Here is a 20,351-nt window from a genome sequence, read left to right on the forward strand (position 1 = left end):
GGACCCCGCGCCGCATCGTATTCGCCGAGCTACGCCGTCGACGATGCGCGACGCGCCGACGCGGCCGTCACCCGCAGCACCTGACGCGCGGCGCCGCGTGCCGCCGCGCGATCGCGCCTACTTGGCTGCCGCGATCGCCTTCGCGCGAATCAAGCGCGCGCGCAGCACATTGCGGCTGATGCCGAGCAGGCGCGCGGCCTGGATCTGGTTGCGGTGACTGAAGTCGAACGCGACCCGCATCACGGTGTCCTCGATATACTCGAACAGGTTCTCGTGCGCCTCGTCGAACAGCGCGCACAGCGCCAGCTCGAGCGCTTCCCGGGCAGGCACCCGGCTCGCCGCTTCCCCCGCGGCCGTGACCGGCACGCACGACGATGCCAGGTTCAGGTCGGTGTCCTGCAGTGCATCGTGACGGCTCACCAGCAGCGCGTGATGCATCACGTTCTCCAGTTCGCGGATATTGCCGGGCCACGAATGCGCTTCGAGGCAGCGTGCCGCGCGCGGATCGATGCTGCGCGGCCCGTGGCCGAGGCGGCCGCGGTATGCGTCGAAGAAGTGGCGCGCGAGCGGCAGGATGTCGCCGGGCCGTTCGCGCAGCGATGGCACGTCGAGCCGCACGACGTTGAGCCGGTAGAACAGGTCGCCGCGAAACCGTCCGTCCGCCACCGCCTGCTGCAGGTCGACGTTGGTCGCGGCCACCACGCGCACGTCGATCGGGATGCCCGTGCGCGAGCCGAGCCGCACGACCTCGCGTTCCTGCAATACACGCAGCAGCTTGACCTGCATCGATAGCGGCAGGTCGCCGATCTCGTCGAGAAACAGCGTGCCGCCGTTCGCGGCCTCGAACCAGCCCGGCTTCGTGCCGGCCGCTCCCGTGAATGCGCCTTTCTCGTGACCGAACAGTTCGCTGTCGACGAGCGTGTCGGAGAGCGCGCCGCAATTCACGGCGACGAACGGCCCGCCGCCGCGATGGCTGACGTCGTGCACGTGGCGCGCGATCAGCTCCTTGCCGGTGCCGGTTTCGCCGACGATCAGCACGTTCGCGTCGCTCGGCGCGACGCACCGCACGCGCTCGAGTAGCGCGAGCGAACGTGGATCGACGAAGACGTGCGTACGTGGGCGGGCCGGTGCGTGGTGCGCCGGACGGGCGGGAGCGGGCGCGCTATGCGATTCGTCCGGCTGCGCGGTGACGACACGAAGATTGACCGGACGTGGCGTGGCAAACAGTGAAGTCATGGCGATGAAGGCGTAAGTCGATCGAACGGGCCGGACCCGCGCCGACGGGCGCCGCGGTCCGGTTGCTGCCTGGTCAGCAGAGTGTTCAGTGTTTTGCGCCGCACGGGAAACATCGATTTCTGATAACGAAAGCGGGATTGCTGCGCAGGATGCAACGGCGCGGGAACGTGCTGCCGTGACAGCGGATTCGACGGCATTGCGCTCGGCACGACGCGCGCAGGGCGTTGCGATCGGACGGCTGGAGCGCGCGGCACTGCTGATTGAGCAGCAGCGCATCAGCACGGCTGTTTCCGCCGGTTCATCGCCGTGCGGAATATCGATGTGACGTGATTTCCGGAACGCTTGCCGCGGCCGGTCATATGGCTGCGGAAGCCATGCCAGGCGGGCGCTCGGACGATATTTCGTGATGCAGAGGATCGACGCGATCGCGCCTGCGTCGACAATGGCACGCTCCTTGCGGACCCGACACGGTATCGGCGCGGCAACGCGCAGCTCGACAACGGGAACGCATGGCATGAGCAATACTCTCAACGTCGTCGCCATCTCGGGCGGCCTGCAGCGGCCGTCACGCACGCTGGCGCTGACGAACGCGATCGTCAGCGCGCTCGGCGATGCCGTGCCGATCTACGCACGGTCGATCGAACTCGGCGAAATCGGCAGCCGGCTGGCCGGCGCGCTGAAGCGCGCGCAGGTACCGCCCGATCTCGACGCGCTGATCCGCGCGATCGAGACGGCCGATGCGCTCGTCGTCGCGAGCCCGGTGTATCGCGCGTCGTACACCGGCCTCTTCAAGCACCTGTTCGACCTCGTGCATCACGAGTCGCTGGTCGATGTGCCGGTGCTGCTCGCGGCCACCGGCGGCAGCGAGCGGCATGCGCTCGTGATCGACCATCAGCTGCGGCCGCTCTTCAGCTTCTTCCAGGCGCGCACGCTGCCGATCGGCGTGTATGCGGCCGAAAGCGATTTCGACCGCTACGAGATCGCGAACCCCGCACTGCGCGCACGCATCGCGCTCGCGGTCGAGCGCGCGGTGCCGCAGCTGCGTCCGCGCGCGCTTGCCGCCGTGGCCGCGTAGCCCGTCTCTCGTTTTTCCATTCGATCAGGACTTCTCATGAGCATTCAAGAACCTTCGGACGACGGCGTCAAATTCGCATACTGGGTGCCGAACGTCAGCGGCGGCCTCGTCGTCAGCACGATCGAGCAGCGTACCGACTGGAGCCTCGAATACAACCAGAAACTCGCTCGCACGGCCGAAGCGGCCGGCTTCGACTACGCGTTGAGCCAGATCCGCTTCACGGCCGGCTACGGCGCCGAATACCAGCACGAGTCGGTGTCGTTCAGCCAGGCGCTGCTGCACGCGACGACGAAGCTCAAAGTGCTCGCGGCGATCCTGCCGGGGCCGTGGCATCCGGCCGTGGTCGCGAAGCAGCTTGCCACGATCGACCACATTTCGAACGGACGCATTGCGATCAACGTGGTGAGCGGCTGGTTCAAGGGCGAGTTCACCGCGATCGGCGAGCCGTGGCTCGAGCACGACGAACGCTATCGGCGCTCGAAGGAATTCATCCAGGCACTCAAGGGCATCTGGACGCAGGACAATTTCACGTTCAAGGGCGACTTCTACCGCTTCAACGACTACACGCTGAGCCCGAAGCCCGTGCAGAAACCGCACCCGGAGATCTTCCAGGGCGGCAGCTCGCGCGCGGCACGCGACAACGCGGCCAGCGTGTCGGACTGGTACTTCACGAACGGCAATACACCGGAGAACCTGAAGGCGCAGATCGACGACATCCGCGCGAAGGCCGCCGCGAACAACCATCGCGTGCGGATCGGCGTCAACGCGTTCGTGATCGCGCGCGACACCGAGGAAGAGGCGAAGGCCGTGCTCGACGACATCATCCGGCACGCGCATGTCGAGGCGGTGAATGCGTTCGGCGATGCGGTGAAGGAGGCCGGCAAGGCGTCGCCGGAAGGCGAGGGCAACTGGGCGAAATCGACGTTCGAGGATCTCGTGCAGTACAACGACGGCTTCCGCACGAACCTGATCGGCACGCCGCAGCAGATCGCCGAGCGGATCGTCGCGCTGAAGGCGATCGGCGTCGATCTCGTGCTCGCCGGGTTCCTGCATTTCATCGAGGAAGTCGAGTACTTCGGCAAGCGCGTGCTGCCGCTCGTGCGCGAACTGGAAGCGCAGCGGCAGGCGGTTGCCGCGTGATGCGCGGCGCCTGCGCGCTGAGGCGCTGAGACGCTGAGACGCTGACGCAGGCCGCACACCGGGCGGGCGAACGGACTGCCTGCGAGGAGCATCGCAGGTGACTGACGCTTCCCCTATCGAAACAGGCGGTCGACGGATGCCTGCGCGGCGCCGTCGATCCATGCAGATTTTTGCCGGAAACTCCATGTCCACGGAAATCATCCAAGAACACACGCGGCCGCAAGCAGACGCTGCGCCGGTTCCCGTCATCGGCTCCGATGCCGAAGCGCTCGACGTCGCGCATCAGGTCGCGGCGCGACTCGCCGAACATGCGGCGCTGCGCGATCGCGAACGGAAGCTGCCGTACGACGAAATCGAGTTGTTCTCGTCGAGCGGACTGTGGGGGATCACCGTGCCGCGCGAATACGGCGGCGCGGAAGTGTCGAACGTCACGCTCGCGGAAGTGATTGCGATCGTCTCGCAGGCGGACCCGTCGATCGGGCAGATTCCGCAGAATCACTACTGCCTGATCGAGGATATTCGTCTCGAAGGCAACGATGCGCAAAAACGCTTCTTCTTCGATCTCGTGCTGAAGGGCGCGCGCTACGGCAACGCGTTTTCGGAAGCGGGCGGCAAGAACGTGCTCGACATCCGGACCCGCGTGCGCCGCGACGGCGACGGATTCGTGCTGAACGGCCGCAAGTTCTACTCGACCGGTACGCTGTTCGCGCATTGGATTCCGGTGCTGGCCCTCGACGAGGCGGACCAGGCGGTACTTGCATTCGTGCGGCAGGGCGCGCCGGGGCTTACCGTGGTCGACGACTGGAGCGGCTTCGGCCAGCGCACCACCGCGAGCGGCACGGTGATCGCCGAGAACGTGCGCGTGAGCGCGTTCGAGATCTTCCACACGCAGCGTTCGTACGATCGCCCGACCTTCGCGGGCCCGTTCGCGCAGATCACGACGGCCGCGATCGATCTCGGCATCGCGCGCGCCGCGCTGCAGGACACGATCGCATTCGTGCAGCAGCATGCGCGGCCCTGGATCGACAGCGGTGTCGAGCGCGCAAGCGAGGACCCGCTGACGATCGCGCAGATCGGCGACATCGCGTACCGCGTGCATGCGGCCGAAGCGCTGCTCGCGCGCGCGGGGCGCTTCGTCGACGTCGCGAAGCGCGAGCCTGACGAGGACACGGTCGCGCAGGCCGCGATCGCCGTCGGCGAGGCGAAGATCGCGACGACCGAGGTATCGCTGCTCGCGGCGAGCAAGCTGTTCGAACTGGGCGGCAGCAAGTCCACGCTCGCGAAATACAACTTCGACCGCCACTGGCGCAACGCGCGCGTGCATACGCTGCACGATCCCGTGCGCTGGAAATACCACGCGATCGGCAACTACTACCTCAACGGCGCGAAGCCCGCGCGCCATTCGTGGAACTGACGAACCCGAGCCGGCGTCGTTGCCGTGACGTCGTTCCGATGCGCGCCGCGATGCGCATTTTCGTACGGGCGCACGCAGCGGCCCGCGTCGAGGCGATGCCACGGACGCGGCACACGCCGCGCCGCCTCAAACATGACAAGGTGAATCGATGAGCCATCCAGCCACACCCGCGCAGGCGCTGCCCGCGCCGGGCACCGCGCCGCAGGCAGGCGGCCTGCGGCGCAATTACCTGAGCCTGCCCGAGCTGATCGCGCAGTCGATCGGCCTCGTCGGCGTGTCGGGCGGTATCGGCGTGCTGATTCCCGCCGTGTTCGCGACGGCCGGCAACGGCACCTGGCTCGCGTACCTGTTCGCGATCGTCGCGCTGCTGTTCTCGTCGTGGAGCATCTCGGTGTTCGCGCGCGATTCGGCGTCGCCGGGCGCGCTGTATGCATACGTGTCGGCCGGCATCGGGCCGACCTGGGGCGCCATCTGCGGCTGGTCGCTGCTGATCGCCTATGCGGTGGCCGCGGCGGGCATCCTGCAGGGCACGATCAACACGTTTCTCGTGCTCGGCCGCGAAACGGGGCTGCTCGGCGGCGCCACGCCGCTCGGCACGGTGCTCGGCCTCACGGTCGTCACCGCGTTTGCCGCGTGGTACATCGCGTTTCGCGACATCCGGCTGTCCACGCGCTTCACGCTGTTCGTCGAGCTCGCGACGCTGCTGCTGATCGCCGCCGTCGTGATCGGAACGATCGCATTCGGCGGTCATCCCGTCGATCGCGCGCAGCTCACGCTCGAAGGCGTGAAGCCGACGCAGCTGCAGCTCGGGATGGTGCTGGCGTTCTTCAGCTTCACCGGGTTCGAGAGCGCGACCGTGCTCGGCGCCGAGGCGCGCGACCCGTTCCGCGCGATTCCGCGTGCGGTGCTGATCAGCGTGGTCGGGCCGGCGCTGCTGTTCGTGGTGGGCGCGTACGGGATGGTCGGCGCGTTCCACGGGCAGACGCCGCCGCTCGATCGCGTCGACGGGCCGCTCGCGGTGCTCGCGCATCGGCTGGGCGCCGGGTGGGTCGGGGTGCTGATCGACGCAGGGGTGGCGCTCAGCTTCTTCGCGGCGTTCTTCTCGTCGATCAACGCGGCGGCGCGCATCGTCTATACGTTCGGGCGACAGGGCGTGCTGCATGCGTCGACCGGGCGCGCGCACGAGACGAACGCGACGCCGCACGTCGCGGTCGCGCTGATCGCGGTGCTCGCGCTGGCGACGGCGCTGGTGCTGACCGCACGCGGCACGGCGCTGCTCGATTCGTACGGCTATCTCAGCTCGATCGCCACCTACGGCTGGCTGCTCGCCTACGTGCTGGTCGCGATCGGTGCGCCGCTCTATCTGCGTCGGCAACGCAGGCTTCGCGCGCGGCACGTCGCGATCAGCGTCGTCGCGGTCGTGCTGCTCGCGATTCCGCTCGCCGGCAGCGTGTATCCGGTGCCGGACGGCGTCTATGCATGGCTGCCATACGTGTTCGTCGCGTTGCTGGCGGTCGGGCTCGCGTGGTTCGTGGTGCTGCGCGTGCGGTTTCCGGAGCAACTGCGCGACCTGGAGGCCGAATTGCTGACGAAGTGAACGCGCGGCGGCGCGATGTACCTCGATACGTGCGTCGCGGCCGTCACGCCGCACCCGCCATGCTCGACGCCTCGACGAGCATCTGCACGCCGAGGCCGCCGAGCACCGCGCCCATCGCCCAGCGTTGCGCGAGCAGCAGCGCCGGCCGCCCGTGCAGGAACGTCGCGATGCGGCTCGAGCCGATCGCGACCAGTCCGTTCGCCGACACGAACGCCGCGATCAGCAATGAGCCGAGAAAGAGCGACTGGCCGAACACGCTGCCTTGCCGGTAATCGATGAACTGCGGCAGCAGCGACACGAACAGCATCGCGAGCTTCGGATTCAGCACGCTGGTCGTCGCGCCCATTGCGAGCAGCCGCAGCGGCTGCTCGTTCGGCAGCGTCTTCACCTCGAACGGTGAACGGCCGCCGGGCCGGACGGCCTGCCACGCGAGGTAGAGCAGATATGCGGCGCCCACCACGCCGAGCACGGTGCCCGCGTACGGCACGCTCAGGAACAGCGTCGTGATCCCGAACGCGGCGCCGAACATGTAGAACAGATAGCCCACCGTCACGCCCGCCAGCGAAATCATCCCGGCGGTGCGCCCTTGCGCGATCGAGCGCGACATCACGTAGACCATGTTCGGCCCCGGCGTGATCGCGAGCATGCCGCCGATGACCAGGAATCCGTAGAGCGAGCCGGAGGTATGCATGGTTACAGTTTCCCGCGATGAATGTCGATGACGTCCATTGTCCGGCGTTGGAGGAGGACAGTAAAACGGGATAAACTGAATCGATTGATCAGATTTTCTGAATGACATGAAAAAGCTCGACCTCGATGTGCTGGCGATGGTGGTGGCCGTGACGGAGTCCGGCTCGTTCGCGCAGGGCGCGCAGGCGGTGCACCGGTCGCCGTCGGCGGTGAGCATGCAGATCAAGGCGCTGGAGGATGCACTCGGCAAGCCGCTGTTCATCCGCGACACGCGCAACGTCACGGCCACCGACGACGGCCGCATGCTCGCCGAATACGGCCGCCGGATGCTGGCGCTGCGCGACGAGGCGTGGGCGTCGGTCGTGCGGCCGGAGATCCGCGGGCGCGTGACGATCGGCGTGCCGGACGACTACATCTCGTCGCTGCTGCCGCAGGTGCTCGGCAAGTTCGCCGCGATGCATCCGCGCGTCGAAGTGCGCGTGATCGGCCAGCCGAGCAGCGCGCTGGTGCCGATGCTGAAGGACAACACCATCGATCTTGCCTGCCTCACGCGCATCAAGGGCGTGACCGGCGAGCTGGTGCGGCGCGAGCCGATCGTGTGGACCGGCTCGGCGAAACGGAACGTATGGGAAGAGCGGCCGCTGCCGGTCGCGCTCTTCACGCACGGCAGCATGGCGCGCGATCACGCGCTCAAGGCGCTGAACCGGCAGAAGATTCCGTTCCGGATGTCATACGAAAGCCCGAGCTTCCTCGGCTTGCTCAGCATGGTCGAGGCCGGCCTCGCGATCGCGCCGCTCGCGCGCTGCAGCATTCCCGCGCATCTCGTCCGGCTGTCGCAGAACGAAGGGCTGCCGCCGCTCGACGCGGTCGAGGTCGTGCTCGCGCGCAGCGCGCAATCGGCGCGCCCGCTGTGCGACTACCTCGCCGAACAGATTCTCGACGAATGGCGCGCGTGAGCGCGCCGCGCGGCTGCCTGCACGTCAGCACGATTTCAGCAGCCATTCCCGAAACGCGACCAGCGACGGCAGTGTGTCGTTTTCCGGCGGATACACGAGGTAGTAGCTGCGCTGGCTGGTGATCGCGTCGCCGATCGACACGAGCTCGTTGCGGCTCAGCTCGTCTTCCACCAGCACCTTCGGCACGAGGCCGATCCCCATTCCCGCCCGCACGGCCTGGATCAGGTGCGACGTCAGCTCGAAACTGGGACCGATGCGCATCTCGCGATGATCGAGCCCGAAATGCGAGAACCATTCGGCCCACGCGTGCTGATTGCTCGTCACGCCCAGCAGCGTCTGCCCGGCCGCCCATGCCGGCGCACGCGGAGCCGCCTTGCGGCGCGCGGCTGACTCGGGGCTCGCGATCGCGATCAGGAACTCGTTGTACAGCCGGTGCGCGTGCAGGCCGGGCCAGTCGCCCGCGCCGACGGTGATGGCCGCGTCGAGATCGTCGGTATGGAAGTCGATGCCGCCGATCCGCGAATGCAGGTGCACGGTCACGCCCGGATGCGCGGCATAGAAATCGTGCAGGTGCGGCAGCAGCCATTTCGAGCCGAAGGTCGGCAAGGTCGCGAGCCGCAGCGTGCCGGCGCCGGCCTGGTGCGACATCGCCTGCAGCGTCGCGCCGCGGATGCGCCCGAGCGCGCCGCTCAGCTCGACGAAGTAGCGCCGCCCGACGTCCGTCAGCTTCACGGAGCGGCCTTCACGCCGGAACAGCGGCACGCCGAGCTGATCCTCGAGCGTCTGGACCTGCCGGCTGATCGCGCTCTGGCTCAGCGACAGCTCGTCGGCCGCACGCGTGTAGCTTTCGTGGCGCGCGGCGGCCTCGAACACCAGCAGCAGCGACATGGACGGGGTCAGGCGACGGTAATTCATGAGTTTTATGCAAGTTTTGCCGGGGGAGAATTCGTTTGTTTCTCGCGCTGATTCGCACGATACTGGATTTCCGGGCTGCGTGGAATCTTGCTCAAAACTCATGTTTTCGATCGAGGCCGCGCACCGGCTCCCTCCACATTGCGCTTTCATCCCATGCCGATCGCTCCGTTGCCCCGTCCCGCCAGCCCGCCCGAGGCTCGTTACCGCGACTTTCTCGCCGCCCTCCAGGCGGCCGGATTCGCCGGCGAAATCCGCGCGGACCATGCGAACCGGACCGTGCAGGCGACCGACAACTCGATCTACCAGCGCCTGCCGCAGGCGGTGATCTGTCCCGCGCATGCGGACGACGTGCGGCTGCTCGCGCGCCTGCTCGCCGAACCCGCGCACCGCGACGTCGCGGTGGCGGCGCGCGGCGGCGGCACGGGCACCAACGGGCAGTCGCTGACCGACGGCGTGGTCGTGGACCTGTCGCGCAACCTGAACCGGATCCTGGAGATCAACGCCGGCGAGCGCTGGGTGCGCGTGCAGGCGGGCGTCGTCAAGGACCAGCTCAACGCCGCGCTGAAGCCGCATGGCCTGTTTTTCGCGCCCGAGCTGTCGACGTCGAACCGCGCGACGGTCGGCGGGATGATCAACACCGACGCGAGCGGGCAGGGCAGCTGCACGTACGGCAAGACACGCGACCACGTGCTCGCGCTCGACTTCGTGCTGATGGGCGGCGAGCAGCTGCACAGCGACGCGCTCGCGGACGACGAACTGGAACGCCGCTGCGCACGGCAGGACCGGGTCGGCAAGGTCTATCGCACCGCGCGCCGCATCAGCGACGACAAGGCCGCGCTGATCGACGCGAAGTTTCCGAAGCTCAATCGCTGCCTGACCGGCTACGATCTCGCGCACCTGCGCGAACCGGACGGCCGCTTCAACCTGAACAGCGTGCTGTGCGGCGCCGAAGGCTCGCTCGGTTTCGTAGTCGAGGCGAAGCTGAACGTGCTGCCGATCCCGAAGTATTCGGTGCTGGTCAACGTGCGCTACGCCGGCTTCATGGACGCGCTGCGCGATGCGCGCGCGCTGCTCGAACTCAAGCCGTTGTCGATCGAGACGGTCGACTCGAAGGTGCTGATGCTCGCGATGAAGGACTTCGTGTGGAGCAGCGTGGCCGAGTATTTCCCGCAGGACGATGCGCGTCCGACGCTCGGCATCAACCTGATCGAATTCTGCGGCGACGACGCCGGCGACGTCGATGCGCGCGTGCGTGCGTTCGTCGAGCATTTGCGCACCGACACGAGCGTCGAGCGCCTCGGCCACACGCTCGCGACCGGCGACGACGCGGTGAAGCGCGTGTACGCGATGCGCAAGCGCGCGGTCGGCCTGCTCGGTAACGTGCAGGGCGAGGCGCGCCCGCAGCCGTTCGTCGAGGACACCGCGGTGCCGCCCGAGAATCTCGCCGCGTACATCGCCGAATTCCGCGCGCTGCTCGACGGCCACGGGCTGCAGTACGGGATGTTCGGCCACGTCGACGCGGGCGTGCTGCACGTGCGTCCGGCGCTCGACATGAAGGACCCGAAGCAGGCCGCGCTGGTGCGGCCGGTGTCGGACGCGGTGGCCGAACTCACGCAGCGGCATGGTGGCCTTCTATGGGGCGAGCACGGCAAGGGCGTGCGCTCCGAATATGCGCCGGCGTTCTTCGGCGAGCTGTATCCGTCGCTGCAGCAGCTGAAGGCCGCGTTCGATCCGCACAACCAGTTCAACCCGGGCAAGATCGCGACGCCGCCGGCGCCGACGCTGCGGCTCTTGAAGATCGACGAGGTGCCCACGCGCGGCGATCACGACCGGCAGATCGACGAGCGCGTGTGGCAGAGCTACGGCACGGCGATGCACTGCAACGGCAACGGCGCGTGCTACAACTTCGATCCGGACGACGCGATGTGCCCGTCGTGGAAGGCGACGCGTGAACGCGTGCAGTCGCCGAAGGGGCGCGCGTCGCTGATGCGCGAATGGTTGCGTCTGCAAGGACATGCCGGCGTCGACGTCGTCGCGGCGGCGCGCGCGCGGCAGCCGTTCCTGCGCGGTTTCGCGCAACGCTGGCGCAACAGCCGCGCGGCGCGCAACGGCGAAGCCGACTTTTCGCACGAGGTGTACGACGCGATGGCCGGCTGCCTCGCGTGCAAGTCGTGCGCGGGGCAGTGCCCGGTCAAGGTCAACGTGCCCGAGTTCCGCTCGCGCTTTCTCGAGCTGTATCACCAGCGCTACTTGCGGCCGCTGCGCGACTACCTGATCGGCTCGCTCGAATTCACGATGCCGTGGATGGCGCGCGTGCCCGCGCTGTACAACGGCCTGATGCGCGCCGGCTGGGTGCGCACGCTGCTCGAGCGGCACGTCGGCATGGTCGATAGTCCGCTCCTGAGCCGCTTCGACCTCGCGGCCGTGATCCGGCAATGGAAGGTGCGGCCGGCCGAGCCGCAGGCGCTCGCCGCGTTGAGCGATGCGCAGCGCGCACGCAGCGTCGTCATCGTGCAGGACACGTTCACGCGTTATTTCGACACCGAGCAACTGGCGACGCTGATCGAACTGGCCGCGCGTATCGGCTTCCAGGTGTGGCTCGCGCCGCTCGCGCCGAACGGCAAGGCGCTGCACGTACAGGGCTTTCTTCGCGCGTTCGGGCAGGCGGCGATTCGCAATGCGACGCAACTGGCCGCGCTCGCGCGCTCGGGTGTCGCGCTCGTCGGCCTCGATCCGGCGATGACGCTCACGTATCGGCAGGAATACCTGAAGGTGACGGGGCTCGCCGACGTGCCGAAGGTCGCGCTGCCGCAGGAGTGGTTGCTGGATGCGATGCCGGAGGCCGGGGCGGGCGCGCACGGCGTATCGGCAGCGTACCGGCTGCTGCCGCATTGCACCGAGAAGACCAACGCGCCCGACAGCGGCAGGCAGTGGGCGCAGGTGTTCGCGCGTCGCGGGTTGCGCCTGGCGGTTCAGGCGGCAGGGTGCTGCGGGATGTCGGGGACCTACGGGCACGAGGCGCGCAACCTGCAGACGTCGCGCACGATCTATGCGCAATCGTGGGCCGCGCATGTCGATGCGCCGGACGTGGAGGGTGAAGCGCTGGCGACCGGGTATTCGTGCCGCAGCCAGGTGAAGCGCATGTCCGCGCGGCAGGTGCGTCATCCGCTGCAGGCGCTGCTCGAGCACGTGCGTGCGGCAGCGTGACGGGCGGGCCGCGAGCGCGGCGCGGCAGCGCGCGTGACGGTGTCGAGCGGCACCGGCGATGCCGCTACCGACCGCTGCGGCTCAGGAGCCGGCTTTCGCGGTCTTTCGCGTGCGCGGCTTGTCCGCGACCGGAAACGCGCCGACGCCGCGCGGCCGTTTCGGCTCGATGCCCGTCTTGCCGATCACGTGCCGGAAATCGATCTCGTGCGCGGCGAGCGCGCCGATGAGTGTCGCGATGACCGCGAGGTGGGAAGGGACGGTGCCCTTGCTCGAATAGTTCGTGATGGAACTTTCGTTCATCCGGATCAGCCGGGCGAACTCGCGCGCCGTCAACTGCGCTTTCTTCAACTCCCGTTGAAATTCCGCATACGCCATTGCACACATGTCGCCTCGTCTCCGCAAAACTTGAATCGGCCCCGCGCGACGCCGGCGCAAACGGGTGGCGTTCCCGTCGTGCCGGCGTCGCGAGGCGTTACATCTTCACCTGGTCGAGGAAGGTCTTCTTGCCGCTCTTGTAGCCGTAGATCGAGATGATCCCGTGCGTCAGGTCGCCCTTCGCGTCGAACGTCGTCGTGCCGATCACGCCTTCATATTTCGTCGACGGCATCGCGGCGAGGATCTTCGCCGGGTCCGTCGAGTTCGCGCGCTTCATCGCGTCGACGGCGATGTAGACCGCGTCGTACGCGAACGGCGCATCGAACTTGATGCCCTGGTTGAAGCGCTTCTGGTACTTGGCGAGGAACGCCGCGCCGCCCGGCATCTTCTCGAGCGCCGCACCCGCCTGCGAGCACAGCACGTTGTCGGCGGCCGGGCCGGCCAGCTGGGCGAGCGAGTCGGTGCACACGCCGTCGCCGGACAGGATCTTCGCGCGCAGGCCGAGCTGCTTCGCCTGCTTCGCGAGCGGGCCGCCGGTGGCGTCCATGCCGCCGTACATGATCGCGTCCGGGTTCTCGCCCTTGACCTTGGTGAGAATCGCGCGGAAGTCGACGGCCTTGTCGTTGGTCGCGTCGTGCGACAGCACCTTCAGGCCGAGCGCCTTCGCCTTCTTCTCGAATTCGTTCGCGAGGCCCTGGCCGTATGCGGTCGAATCGTCGATCACCGCGACGCTCTTCACGCCCTTCGACTGCGCGTAGCTCGCGAGTGCCGGACCTTGCTGCGCGTCGGTCGCGACCACGCGATACGTGGTCTTGAAGCCCTGCAGCGTGTAGGTCGGGTTCGTGGCGGACGGCGAGATCTGCACGATGCCCGCGTCGCTGTAGATCTTCGACGCCGGGATCGACGTGCCCGAGTTCAGGTGGCCGATGACGGCGACGACCTTGTCGTCGACGAGCTTCTGCGCGACCTGCGTGGCCTGGCGCGGGTCGGCCGCGTCATCCTGCGCGTCGAGCTGCAGCGTGATCTTCTGGCCGCTGATCGTCAGGCCCTTCGCATTGATTTCTTCCACCGCGAGGCGCGCACCGTTCTCGTTGTCCTTGCCGAGGTGCGAAATGCCGCCCGTCGTCGGTTCGACGCTGCCGATCTTCACGACCTGGTCGGCCATCGCGCCCGACGCGGCCGCAAATGCGGCGGCCGCCAGTGCGACGGTGATCAGGGGTTTGCAGCGCATGCCGACAGTGCTTCGTTCCATCTGCCATCTCCGTTGATTGATATTTCTGGTGCCGTCCGGTTTGCCGCGCGCCCTTGTGAGGCGGCCGGTGTGCCGGACGAATCTCCGTGACCCGTGACGGGCCCGGCTTGCATGTCGCCCGGGGCTCGCACGAGCGAGCGGGCGATTGCGTCCGGCGACACGCAATTCGTATGAATATATCCGAACGCGCTTGCGCCCGCTTCCGCGAATTGCCCGGCCTTGCGCAAATGTGATGCGATGGCGCGGCCGTTTCGCGATGCGTCGCGCAGGTGTGAGCGTCTTGCGCCGTCGATTGCTTCGATTATTCGATCGGGCCGATCCCGATGACCATGGACAGCGCGATGCAATCAATCCGGCACTGTTCGGTCGATTTGTCTGCACAGTTTCATCGCCGTGGCGCTGCTCGAGATGCCGCCACCCGCTTGTTGCAACTAACGGTCGAGCCCGGCGGCGTCGGCGAATGGCGAATGGCGACGGGCCGTTCGGCGCAGCGTGTACGTCCGGCTTTGCAGATGACGGGGCCGGTTCGGCCCACTGCCGGCTCGTCCGGCCCGCCGTTGCCGTCCGGCGCGGCCGCATGCCTACGTCCGTCCGCGCAAGGCCACGAATATCACGCCGGCAATCGCCAGCAGGCCGCCGCACAACGTTTCGATGCCGGGCCGCTCGCCTGTCAGCGCCATCGACAACACCGTCGCGACGGCCGGTGTCAGGTACAGGAAATTGGCGGCGCGCGCCGCGCCGAAGTAGCCGAGCGCGAAGGTCCAGGTCGCGTAACCCAGCGCGGCGGGAAAGACGCCGAGCACCAGGACGGCGAGCGCCGTGTCGCGTGACGCGCCGCCGCCGCCGAGCGATGCGAGCGCGCCGGGCAACCAGGGCGTGAGCAGCAGCGCACCGGCCAGCAGCGTATACGCGGTGCAGGGCAGCGCGCCGTAGACGGGAATCAGCCGCCGCTGCAGCACGAAATAGCTGGCCGAACACAATGCCGCGCCGAGGATCAGCGTGCTGCCGGAGCCGAGCACGAGGCCGCCCGGCTGGCCGTGCGCGATCACGGCGATGCCGGCCAGGCTGACCAGCGAACCGAGCCATCCGCGGCGATTGAAGCGTTCGCGCAGAAACACCGCCGCCAGCAGCGCCGTGAAGATCGGCAGTGTGTTCACGATGAAGCTCGCCGCGCCGGCCGACACGGTCTGCTCGCCGGTATTGAGCAGCGCGTTGTAGAGTGCGATGCCGAGCAGGCCGCAGACGAGAAAGCGCAACGCGTCGCGTCTGGCCGGCATGCGAGGCCGCCGCCATGCGAGCCATGCGATCGCGAGCACCGCCGCGGTCGCGAAGCGCGCGGCCGCGAGTTCCAGCGGAGCCAGCCCGTGCAGGCCGATCCGGATGAACGGGAAGGCGGAGGCCCACGAGACGATCGTGAATGCCACCGCGCCGGCCGCGACGAGCGGCAGTCGCGCGCTGCGCGACGAGGGGGAGGAAAGCGTGTTCATGCGGCAATGGTGTGGCGACGCGAGATGTTAAGCTAGCGCACAGATCAACCAGCGGGTATGAATATGGCTCACAGCTCGGTGCGACGCCGGGCCGATGGCCCGGCGCGCACGCAGCAGCATGCGGCGGACGCGCTGCCGTCGGTCGCGCCGGCACCCGGCCCGCGGCCGCCGCTGGCCAGCCTGGAAACCGTCTGTGCGGTGGCGCGGCTGGGCTCGTTCCTGGCGGCCGCCGACGCGTCCGGCGTCACGCACGGCGCGATCAGCCGGCGCGTGGCGGCCGTCGAGAACTGGCTTGGCATGGCGTTGTTCGAACGTCATGCGCGCGGCGTGCGGCTGACGCCGGACGGCCAGCGTTTCGTCGGCCGGATCGAACAGGCGTTCGCGATCATCGACGGCGCGGCCGACCAGTGGCGCTCGCCGCGTACGCCGCGACTGGTCAGGATGAGCGTGGTGCCGGCATTCGCGCAGCTCTGGCTGCTCGAGCGCCAGCACGCGCTCGAGAGCGAGGCGCCCGCGTTGCGCATCGAGCTCGGCATCGAACTTCGCAATGTGGACATCGCCGCCGGCGAAGCGGATCTGTCGATCCGGTACGGGCGCGGCAACTGGCGTCAGCTCGAAACCAGCGCGTTCATGCCGGAGACGCTCCATCCGGTCGCGCATCCGCGGCTCGCCGCGCAGCTGGCCGCGCGGCGCCGTCGCAACGACGCCGCCGCGCTGCTCGAGATGCCGCTGCTGCACGACTCCGACGTGACCGGCTGGCGCACCTGGTTCGACGCGCTCGGCATACCGTTCAAGCCGCGCGCGCAGGATCGCCGTTTCGAGGACTACAACCTCGTGCTCGCGGCGGCCGAGGCGGGGCTCGGCGTGGCGCTGGCGCGAACGCCGCTCGCGGATGCGTATCTCAAGCGCAGCGCGCTCGTCCGCGTGAGCCGGCATGAGGTCGAGTCGCCGCTCAGGTATCACTTCGTGCATGCGAAGGGCGAGAATCGTCCGGAGGTGCTCGCGCTGATGGAGCGGATGCGGGCCGCGCTGGGATAGGCGGCACGGGCGTCGAGGTGTGCGACGCAGGCGACGCAGGCGGCGCGGACGGCGCCGCCGCTCGACCCGGGCTACCAGATCGTCGACAATGCGACCGCGGAAAATTGCGGGACCCGACAGATTAACGAGAATCGAGCGTGTTGAACCGTTCGAATGCAGAGGGAATGAGGAATGAATAGACCAGACAAGTCGTCGAAAGCGCGTGCGGCGCTCGACCAGCTGTTTTCGGGCATGGCGCCCGCGGACGCGCAGCAGCGCGCGTCGCGCCCGGGCAACCCGTTCGAAGCGGCAGGCGACCCCGCCGGCGCCGACGGCCGCGTCGAAGTCACGTTGTCGACGAGAATCCAGTTGCGCGGCTACCCGGGCGCGGATGCGTTCATGAAGCGCATGGCCGAAGCCTGGGGCCTCGCGTGGGGCCCGTACGACGCCGTGCGGGCGACGGCGACGCTGCCGGCCGGCTGGCGCTCGCGCCGGCTGCCGGAAGTCACGCAGATCGTCGACGAACGCGACGTGCTGCGCGCGGAAAGCAGCCTGCAGGGCGGCGAGATGTCGTATCTGAAAGTGCATCCGCGCTATTACATCGATGCGCGCAAGGGGGTCGGCTGGCGCAAGTCGTCGAAGGCGTCCGACGATCCGGATCTCGACGGCCCCGACTGGAACTGCTACGTGATGGATCGGGAAAAATCCGCCGAGGTGCACGAGCTGACGACGTCGTCGTCGAAGGCCGATCTGGACAACGCGCGTGCGACGTTGCTGAAATGGCTCGACGAGCACTACCCGAAGCATCGTGATCCGTTCGCATACTGGACGGATTGCGAACGTCCGCTGTAAGTCCGCACGGCGCGCGGCCATCGTGGAGCACCATTGAAACAGGACGGTCCGGTCCCGATTCTCTGGGCAGCGTTCGGCGCGGCGGTCGGCTCGACCGTCATCGAGCTGATGCTCTGGCCGATTGCCGGAGAAGACCCCTTTCACAACCTGCTTCGCGACGCGCGCCTGACGGCCGCCCTCGTGATGGGGCGAGCCGTGCTCGGCGCGTCCCCGGGCTTCGATCCGACGATCATGGGCGTGGCGACGCTGGTGCATGCCGCGTTGTCGCTTGCCTATACGGCCGTGCTGGCGAGGATGGTGCGCAACCTGTCGCCCGGCGCCGCGCTGGTGGCGGGCGGCGCGTTCGGACTGGTGCTCTACGGTATCAACCTGCACGCGTTCACCGCGATCTTCCCGTGGTTCGTTCCGGTGCGCGGCGCGATCACGCTGATCGCCCATGTGGTCTTCGGCGTGATGGCGGCGGGCGTCTACTGCATCGTCCGGCGTTCGGCGCGCGCATGATCGTCGGCGGTTCGTGCATCACGCATGCGTATCCCGACCCCAGGAATAATCGGCCATGCCACATCGTCTAATGGTCGGGTGACCCTATACGAAGCCGCGCGTCGTCCGTGACGCCAAGGCTCGGGTGGTCGGGGGCAACAATGCAGGAGCCGATCGTGTGCAACTTGTTTCGGGTCGGGATGGGCATCGTCTGTCTCGGCTGCTCCATGTGCGTGCTTGCGCAAACCTATGACGACTCGCCGGACGAAGGCGCCCGCTGCCGTGCGGTCGTCATGCAAGCGGAAATCGACGGCACGGAACAGCAGATCGTCGGGCGCGCGTGCCGGCAAGGCGACGGCACCTGGCAGATGATGCAGAGCACGGACGGCAGCATCGTGTGGTATCCGGATACCGCCTATCCGTACGCCGACCCGTGGTACTGGGGACCGGCGGTGTTCGTCGGCACGGGCGTCAGCTTCGTCTTCATCGACCGTTTCCATCATCGCCATCACTTCGACCACTTCGGTCACGTCGGCCACTTCGACGGGGGCATGCGTGGTCGTGTCGGTGCTCCGATGGGCACCGGCTTTCACCGTGGCCCGGTGTTCGTCGGCGGTGAGCACGGGTTCGGGGGAATGCGGCGGCATTGAGCCGGCGTACATGGCGCGGCGGACGCCCACCGCAGTGTGTGTGCGCCGCGTCGTTGCGATCTCGCATTACGCGCGCGCGAGCGGCTCGCTTACTTCAACGCCCCTTCGGCCACCAGCACTTCATGTGCAGCCTTGAACGCGCCGAGCCCGTGCGGGATCCCGGAATACGCGGTGGCATGCAGCAGCGTCGCCTTGATTTCATCGACGCTCACGCCGTTGTTGAGCGCGCCTTTCACGTGCAGCTTGAGCTCGTTCGTATGACCGGCGGCGGTCAGCATCGCGAGATTGAGCAGGCTGCGCGTCTTGCGGTCGAGTGTTTCATCGCCCCATGCCCAGCCCCACGCCCATGCCGTGGTTGCGCGCTGGAACGCCATCATGAAGGCGTCGGCCTTTTCCATCGACGCATCGACATATTCCGGGCCGAGCACTTCCCGGCGGATCGGCAAGCCCTTCTGAAACAGCGCATCATCTTCGTTCATGATCGATTTCCCCGGTTATTCCAAAGCCCCGGCGCCCGCCGGGCACCGTCCGCGCGAACGCGAACCGTCCTTCGACGCGAACAGGTAGCAGACCGTCGCGGTGACGACGAGGCCCACCATCCACGATACGTCGGCGCCGCCGAGAACCGATGCCCACGCGCCGTGGAAGAAGCTCTCCTCCATGAACGGCACCTGGACCGCAATCCCGAACGCGTAGATCGCGATGGCCCTGACGTTGAACGCCCCGTACACGCCACCGCTGCTGCTGATGATTTCCGTGACCCGGTAGCGGCGGTTGTTGACCAGGTAGAAGTCGATCAGGTTGATCGCGATCCACGGTGCCAGCACGATGCGCAGCGCGAAGATCGCGTTGAGGAAGATCGAGATGAAGTTGCTCGACGCCCACAGTGCAGCCGCGGTCGACGCCACCAGCAGGACCGCCGACACGACGACGCGCACGTTGCGGCCGGGCACCCAGTGCGGCCGGAACGTCTGCGCGGCGGTGATGAACGACAGCACCGCGCCATACAGGTTCATCCCGTTGTGGCCGATGATGTTGACCAGAAACAGGAAGATCAGCACGTAGCCGAACGCGCCGGTCTGCTCGCGGATCGCCTGCATCGCGTCCGTCGAATGCCCGGTGCTGACGGCGAGCACGCCGAACAGGAATGCGAAGATCGTCCCCAGTGACGTGCCGAGGTACGTGTACGCAAAGGTCTTTCCGAATCCGGCGGAAGCCGGCAGATAGCGCGAATAGTCGGACGTATAGGGCGCGAAGCTGATCTGCCAGACCGCACACAAGCCGAACATCGCGAACCAGTTGGCGAGATCGAAATGACCCTGCTGGAACATCCGCGCATCGAGGCCCGGCACCATCAGCGCGATGCCGATCAGCAGTGCGCCACCCATGAACCACGCGCCGATCTTGTTGAAGCGATGAATGAAGTGGCAGCCGATCACACCGACCAGCGTCGCGAGCACCGCGCCGATGACGGTTGCGATCGGCACCGGCACTGCGGGCGCCGCCGTGTGGAGCGTCTTGCCCGCGAGAATGATGTTCGACACGAAGAAGCCGAGATAGATCAGCGTGGTGAAGCACACGACCAGCAGCGATCCGTAGCGGCCGAATTGCGCGCGGCTCTGGATCATCTGCGGCGCGCCGACCAGTGGCCCCTGCGCGGAAGTGAGCGCATGAAAGATCGCGCCGAAGAACTGCCCGGCCGCGATCGCGACAATCGCGCTCATGAGGTCGAGGTGGAACACCAGTACCGACGTCGCACCGGAAATCACGGCCAGCGGGGCGACGTTCGTGCAGAACCACAGGGTGAAGAGGTCGGCCGGCTTGCCGTGCCGCGCCTCCGGCGGAACATATTCGATCGAGTTGCTTTCGATGGCGAGAACGCTGCCGTCGCTTTCCTGCTTTGTCATGCTGTCTCCATCTTTATTGCCGGGGCCATGCGTCGCCGCATGCGCCTGATGACGCGCGCGGCGCGGCATGGCCCTTGCGGCCTTGAGTCGATACTGCCGGC

Annotated in this window: 19 protein-coding genes; 11 read left to right on the forward strand and 8 right to left on the reverse strand. The window is 67.6% G+C overall.

What is annotated here, in order from left to right:
• Positions 1-117: 117 nt before the first annotated feature.
• Positions 118-1,236: a sigma-54-dependent Fis family transcriptional regulator gene (locus DIE17_RS30605; RefSeq protein WP_124921519.1), complete on the reverse strand. Its 1,119-nt coding sequence runs from the start codon at positions 1,234-1,236 to the stop codon at positions 118-120.
• 88 nt (positions 1,237-1,324) lie between these two features.
• Here DIE17_RS30605 and DIE17_RS30610 point away from each other — a divergent pair, with 88 nt between their 5' ends.
• The 5 genes from DIE17_RS30610 (at position 1,325) to DIE17_RS30630 (ending at position 6,462) form a co-directional block, all read left to right on the forward strand.
• Positions 1,325-1,561, forward strand: a complete 237-nt coding sequence (locus tag DIE17_RS30610) for a hypothetical protein (protein ID WP_124523106.1) — start codon at positions 1,325-1,327, stop codon at positions 1,559-1,561.
• 189 nt (positions 1,562-1,750) lie between these two features.
• Entirely contained in the window at positions 1,751-2,311 is a 561-nt protein-coding gene (msuE, locus tag DIE17_RS30615) for an FMN reductase (protein WP_124489323.1), read from the forward strand.
• A gap of 36 nt (positions 2,312-2,347) precedes the next feature.
• Positions 2,348-3,451 (forward strand): dimethylsulfone monooxygenase SfnG, encoded by a 1,104-nt coding sequence (gene sfnG, locus DIE17_RS30620; protein ID WP_124489322.1) that lies wholly within the window; start codon positions 2,348-2,350, stop codon positions 3,449-3,451.
• Between the two features lie 184 nt (positions 3,452-3,635).
• On the forward strand, positions 3,636-4,865 hold the full coding sequence (locus tag DIE17_RS30625) for an SfnB family sulfur acquisition oxidoreductase (protein WP_124523967.1): 1,230 nt from the start codon (positions 3,636-3,638) through the stop codon (positions 4,863-4,865).
• Positions 4,866-5,013: 148 nt separating this feature from the next.
• Positions 5,014-6,462: an APC family permease gene (locus tag DIE17_RS30630; RefSeq protein ID WP_124489320.1), complete on the forward strand. Its 1,449-nt coding sequence runs from the start codon at positions 5,014-5,016 to the stop codon at positions 6,460-6,462.
• Between the two features lie 43 nt (positions 6,463-6,505).
• Here DIE17_RS30630 and DIE17_RS30635 read toward each other — a convergent pair whose 3' ends face one another.
• Positions 6,506-7,153: a LysE family translocator gene (locus DIE17_RS30635; RefSeq protein WP_124921520.1), complete on the reverse strand. Its 648-nt coding sequence runs from the start codon at positions 7,151-7,153 to the stop codon at positions 6,506-6,508.
• Between the two features lie 106 nt (positions 7,154-7,259).
• Here DIE17_RS30635 and DIE17_RS30640 point away from each other — a divergent pair, with 106 nt between their 5' ends.
• Positions 7,260-8,108, forward strand: a complete 849-nt coding sequence (locus tag DIE17_RS30640; protein WP_124530024.1) for a LysR substrate-binding domain-containing protein — start codon at positions 7,260-7,262, stop codon at positions 8,106-8,108.
• Positions 8,109-8,132: 24 nt separating this feature from the next.
• On the opposite strand, the gene DIE17_RS30645 is transcribed toward DIE17_RS30640, so the two are convergent.
• On the reverse strand, positions 8,133-9,023 hold the full coding sequence (locus DIE17_RS30645) for a LysR substrate-binding domain-containing protein (protein WP_124571893.1): 891 nt from the start codon (positions 9,021-9,023) through the stop codon (positions 8,133-8,135).
• Positions 9,024-9,176: 153 nt separating this feature from the next.
• Between DIE17_RS30645 and DIE17_RS30650 the strand changes: the two genes are divergently transcribed.
• Entirely contained in the window at positions 9,177-12,230 is a 3,054-nt protein-coding gene (locus DIE17_RS30650) for an FAD-binding and (Fe-S)-binding domain-containing protein (protein ID WP_124921521.1), read from the forward strand.
• 81 nt (positions 12,231-12,311) lie between these two features.
• On the opposite strand, the gene DIE17_RS30655 is transcribed toward DIE17_RS30650, so the two are convergent.
• The 3 genes from DIE17_RS30655 to DIE17_RS30665 all read right to left on the reverse strand — a co-directional run bounded on the left by DIE17_RS30655 (position 12,312) and on the right by DIE17_RS30665 (position 15,344).
• Positions 12,312-12,614, reverse strand: coding sequence for an XRE family transcriptional regulator (locus DIE17_RS30655; RefSeq protein ID WP_124921522.1), 303 nt, complete (start codon positions 12,612-12,614; stop codon positions 12,312-12,314).
• A gap of 88 nt (positions 12,615-12,702) precedes the next feature.
• Entirely contained in the window at positions 12,703-13,857 is a 1,155-nt protein-coding gene (locus tag DIE17_RS30660; protein ID WP_124667923.1) for a branched-chain amino acid ABC transporter substrate-binding protein, read from the reverse strand.
• 581 nt (positions 13,858-14,438) lie between these two features.
• On the reverse strand, positions 14,439-15,344 hold the full coding sequence (locus DIE17_RS30665) for a DMT family transporter (protein WP_124921523.1): 906 nt from the start codon (positions 15,342-15,344) through the stop codon (positions 14,439-14,441).
• A 57-nt stretch (positions 15,345-15,401) separates the two neighbouring features.
• Here DIE17_RS30665 and DIE17_RS30670 point away from each other — a divergent pair, with 57 nt between their 5' ends.
• The 4 genes from DIE17_RS30670 (at position 15,402) to DIE17_RS30685 (ending at position 18,343) form a co-directional block, all read left to right on the forward strand.
• Entirely contained in the window at positions 15,402-16,382 is a 981-nt protein-coding gene (locus DIE17_RS30670) for a LysR substrate-binding domain-containing protein (protein ID WP_124530034.1), read from the forward strand.
• A gap of 171 nt (positions 16,383-16,553) precedes the next feature.
• A complete protein-coding gene (locus tag DIE17_RS30675) occupies positions 16,554-17,213 on the forward strand; it encodes a nitroreductase (RefSeq protein WP_124489311.1) in 660 nt (219 codons plus the stop codon).
• A gap of 33 nt (positions 17,214-17,246) precedes the next feature.
• Positions 17,247-17,714 carry a sodium:proline symporter gene (locus DIE17_RS30680; protein WP_124523121.1) on the forward strand — a complete coding sequence of 156 codons (468 nt, stop codon included), beginning with the start codon at positions 17,247-17,249 and terminating at the stop codon, positions 17,712-17,714.
• Positions 17,715-17,869: 155 nt separating this feature from the next.
• The gene (locus tag DIE17_RS30685) at positions 17,870-18,343 is read left to right on the forward strand and encodes a hypothetical protein (RefSeq protein WP_124530038.1); all 474 of its coding nucleotides are present in this window, start codon (positions 17,870-17,872) and stop codon (positions 18,341-18,343) included.
• A gap of 89 nt (positions 18,344-18,432) precedes the next feature.
• On the opposite strand, the gene DIE17_RS30690 is transcribed toward DIE17_RS30685, so the two are convergent.
• Together DIE17_RS30690 and DIE17_RS30695 are read right to left on the reverse strand one after the other, a co-directional pair.
• Complete coding sequence (locus DIE17_RS30690; RefSeq protein WP_124489308.1) at positions 18,433-18,822, reverse strand: carboxymuconolactone decarboxylase family protein; 390 nt, start codon at positions 18,820-18,822, stop codon at positions 18,433-18,435.
• 15 nt (positions 18,823-18,837) lie between these two features.
• Entirely contained in the window at positions 18,838-20,250 is a 1,413-nt protein-coding gene (locus DIE17_RS30695; protein WP_124489307.1) for a purine-cytosine permease family protein, read from the reverse strand.
• Between the last annotated feature and the right edge of the window lie 101 nt (positions 20,251-20,351).

Source organism: Burkholderia sp. Bp9099, assembly GCF_003857805.1.
Lineage (GTDB): Bacteria > Pseudomonadota > Gammaproteobacteria > Burkholderiales > Burkholderiaceae > Burkholderia.

What these genes read in the sequence shown, in the direction of transcription:
- DIE17_RS30605 (WP_124921519.1), bottom strand. Translation starts at nt 1,236, where the DNA reads ATGACTTCACTGTTTGCCACGCCACGTCCGGTCAATCTTCGTGTCGTC.
- msuE (WP_124489323.1), top strand. Translation starts at nt 1,751, where the DNA reads ATGAGCAATACTCTCAACGTCGTCGCCATCTCGGGCGGCCTGCAGCGG.
- sfnG (WP_124489322.1), top strand. Translation starts at nt 2,348, where the DNA reads ATGAGCATTCAAGAACCTTCGGACGACGGCGTCAAATTCGCATACTGG.
- DIE17_RS30625 (WP_124523967.1), top strand. Translation starts at nt 3,636, where the DNA reads ATGTCCACGGAAATCATCCAAGAACACACGCGGCCGCAAGCAGACGCT.
- DIE17_RS30630 (WP_124489320.1), top strand. Translation starts at nt 5,014, where the DNA reads ATGAGCCATCCAGCCACACCCGCGCAGGCGCTGCCCGCGCCGGGCACC.
- DIE17_RS30635 (WP_124921520.1), bottom strand. Translation starts at nt 7,153, where the DNA reads ATGCATACCTCCGGCTCGCTCTACGGATTCCTGGTCATCGGCGGCATG.
- DIE17_RS30640 (WP_124530024.1), top strand. Translation starts at nt 7,260, where the DNA reads ATGAAAAAGCTCGACCTCGATGTGCTGGCGATGGTGGTGGCCGTGACG.
- DIE17_RS30645 (WP_124571893.1), bottom strand. Translation starts at nt 9,023, where the DNA reads ATGAATTACCGTCGCCTGACCCCGTCCATGTCGCTGCTGCTGGTGTTC.
- DIE17_RS30650 (WP_124921521.1), top strand. Translation starts at nt 9,177, where the DNA reads ATGCCGATCGCTCCGTTGCCCCGTCCCGCCAGCCCGCCCGAGGCTCGT.
- DIE17_RS30655 (WP_124921522.1), bottom strand. Translation starts at nt 12,614, where the DNA reads ATGTGTGCAATGGCGTATGCGGAATTTCAACGGGAGTTGAAGAAAGCG.
- DIE17_RS30660 (WP_124667923.1), bottom strand. Translation starts at nt 13,857, where the DNA reads ATGGAACGAAGCACTGTCGGCATGCGCTGCAAACCCCTGATCACCGTC.
- DIE17_RS30665 (WP_124921523.1), bottom strand. Translation starts at nt 15,344, where the DNA reads ATGAACACGCTTTCCTCCCCCTCGTCGCGCAGCGCGCGACTGCCGCTC.
- DIE17_RS30670 (WP_124530034.1), top strand. Translation starts at nt 15,402, where the DNA reads ATGAATATGGCTCACAGCTCGGTGCGACGCCGGGCCGATGGCCCGGCG.
- DIE17_RS30675 (WP_124489311.1), top strand. Translation starts at nt 16,554, where the DNA reads ATGAATAGACCAGACAAGTCGTCGAAAGCGCGTGCGGCGCTCGACCAG.
- DIE17_RS30690 (WP_124489308.1), bottom strand. Translation starts at nt 18,822, where the DNA reads ATGAACGAAGATGATGCGCTGTTTCAGAAGGGCTTGCCGATCCGCCGG.
- DIE17_RS30695 (WP_124489307.1), bottom strand. Translation starts at nt 20,250, where the DNA reads ATGACAAAGCAGGAAAGCGACGGCAGCGTTCTCGCCATCGAAAGCAAC.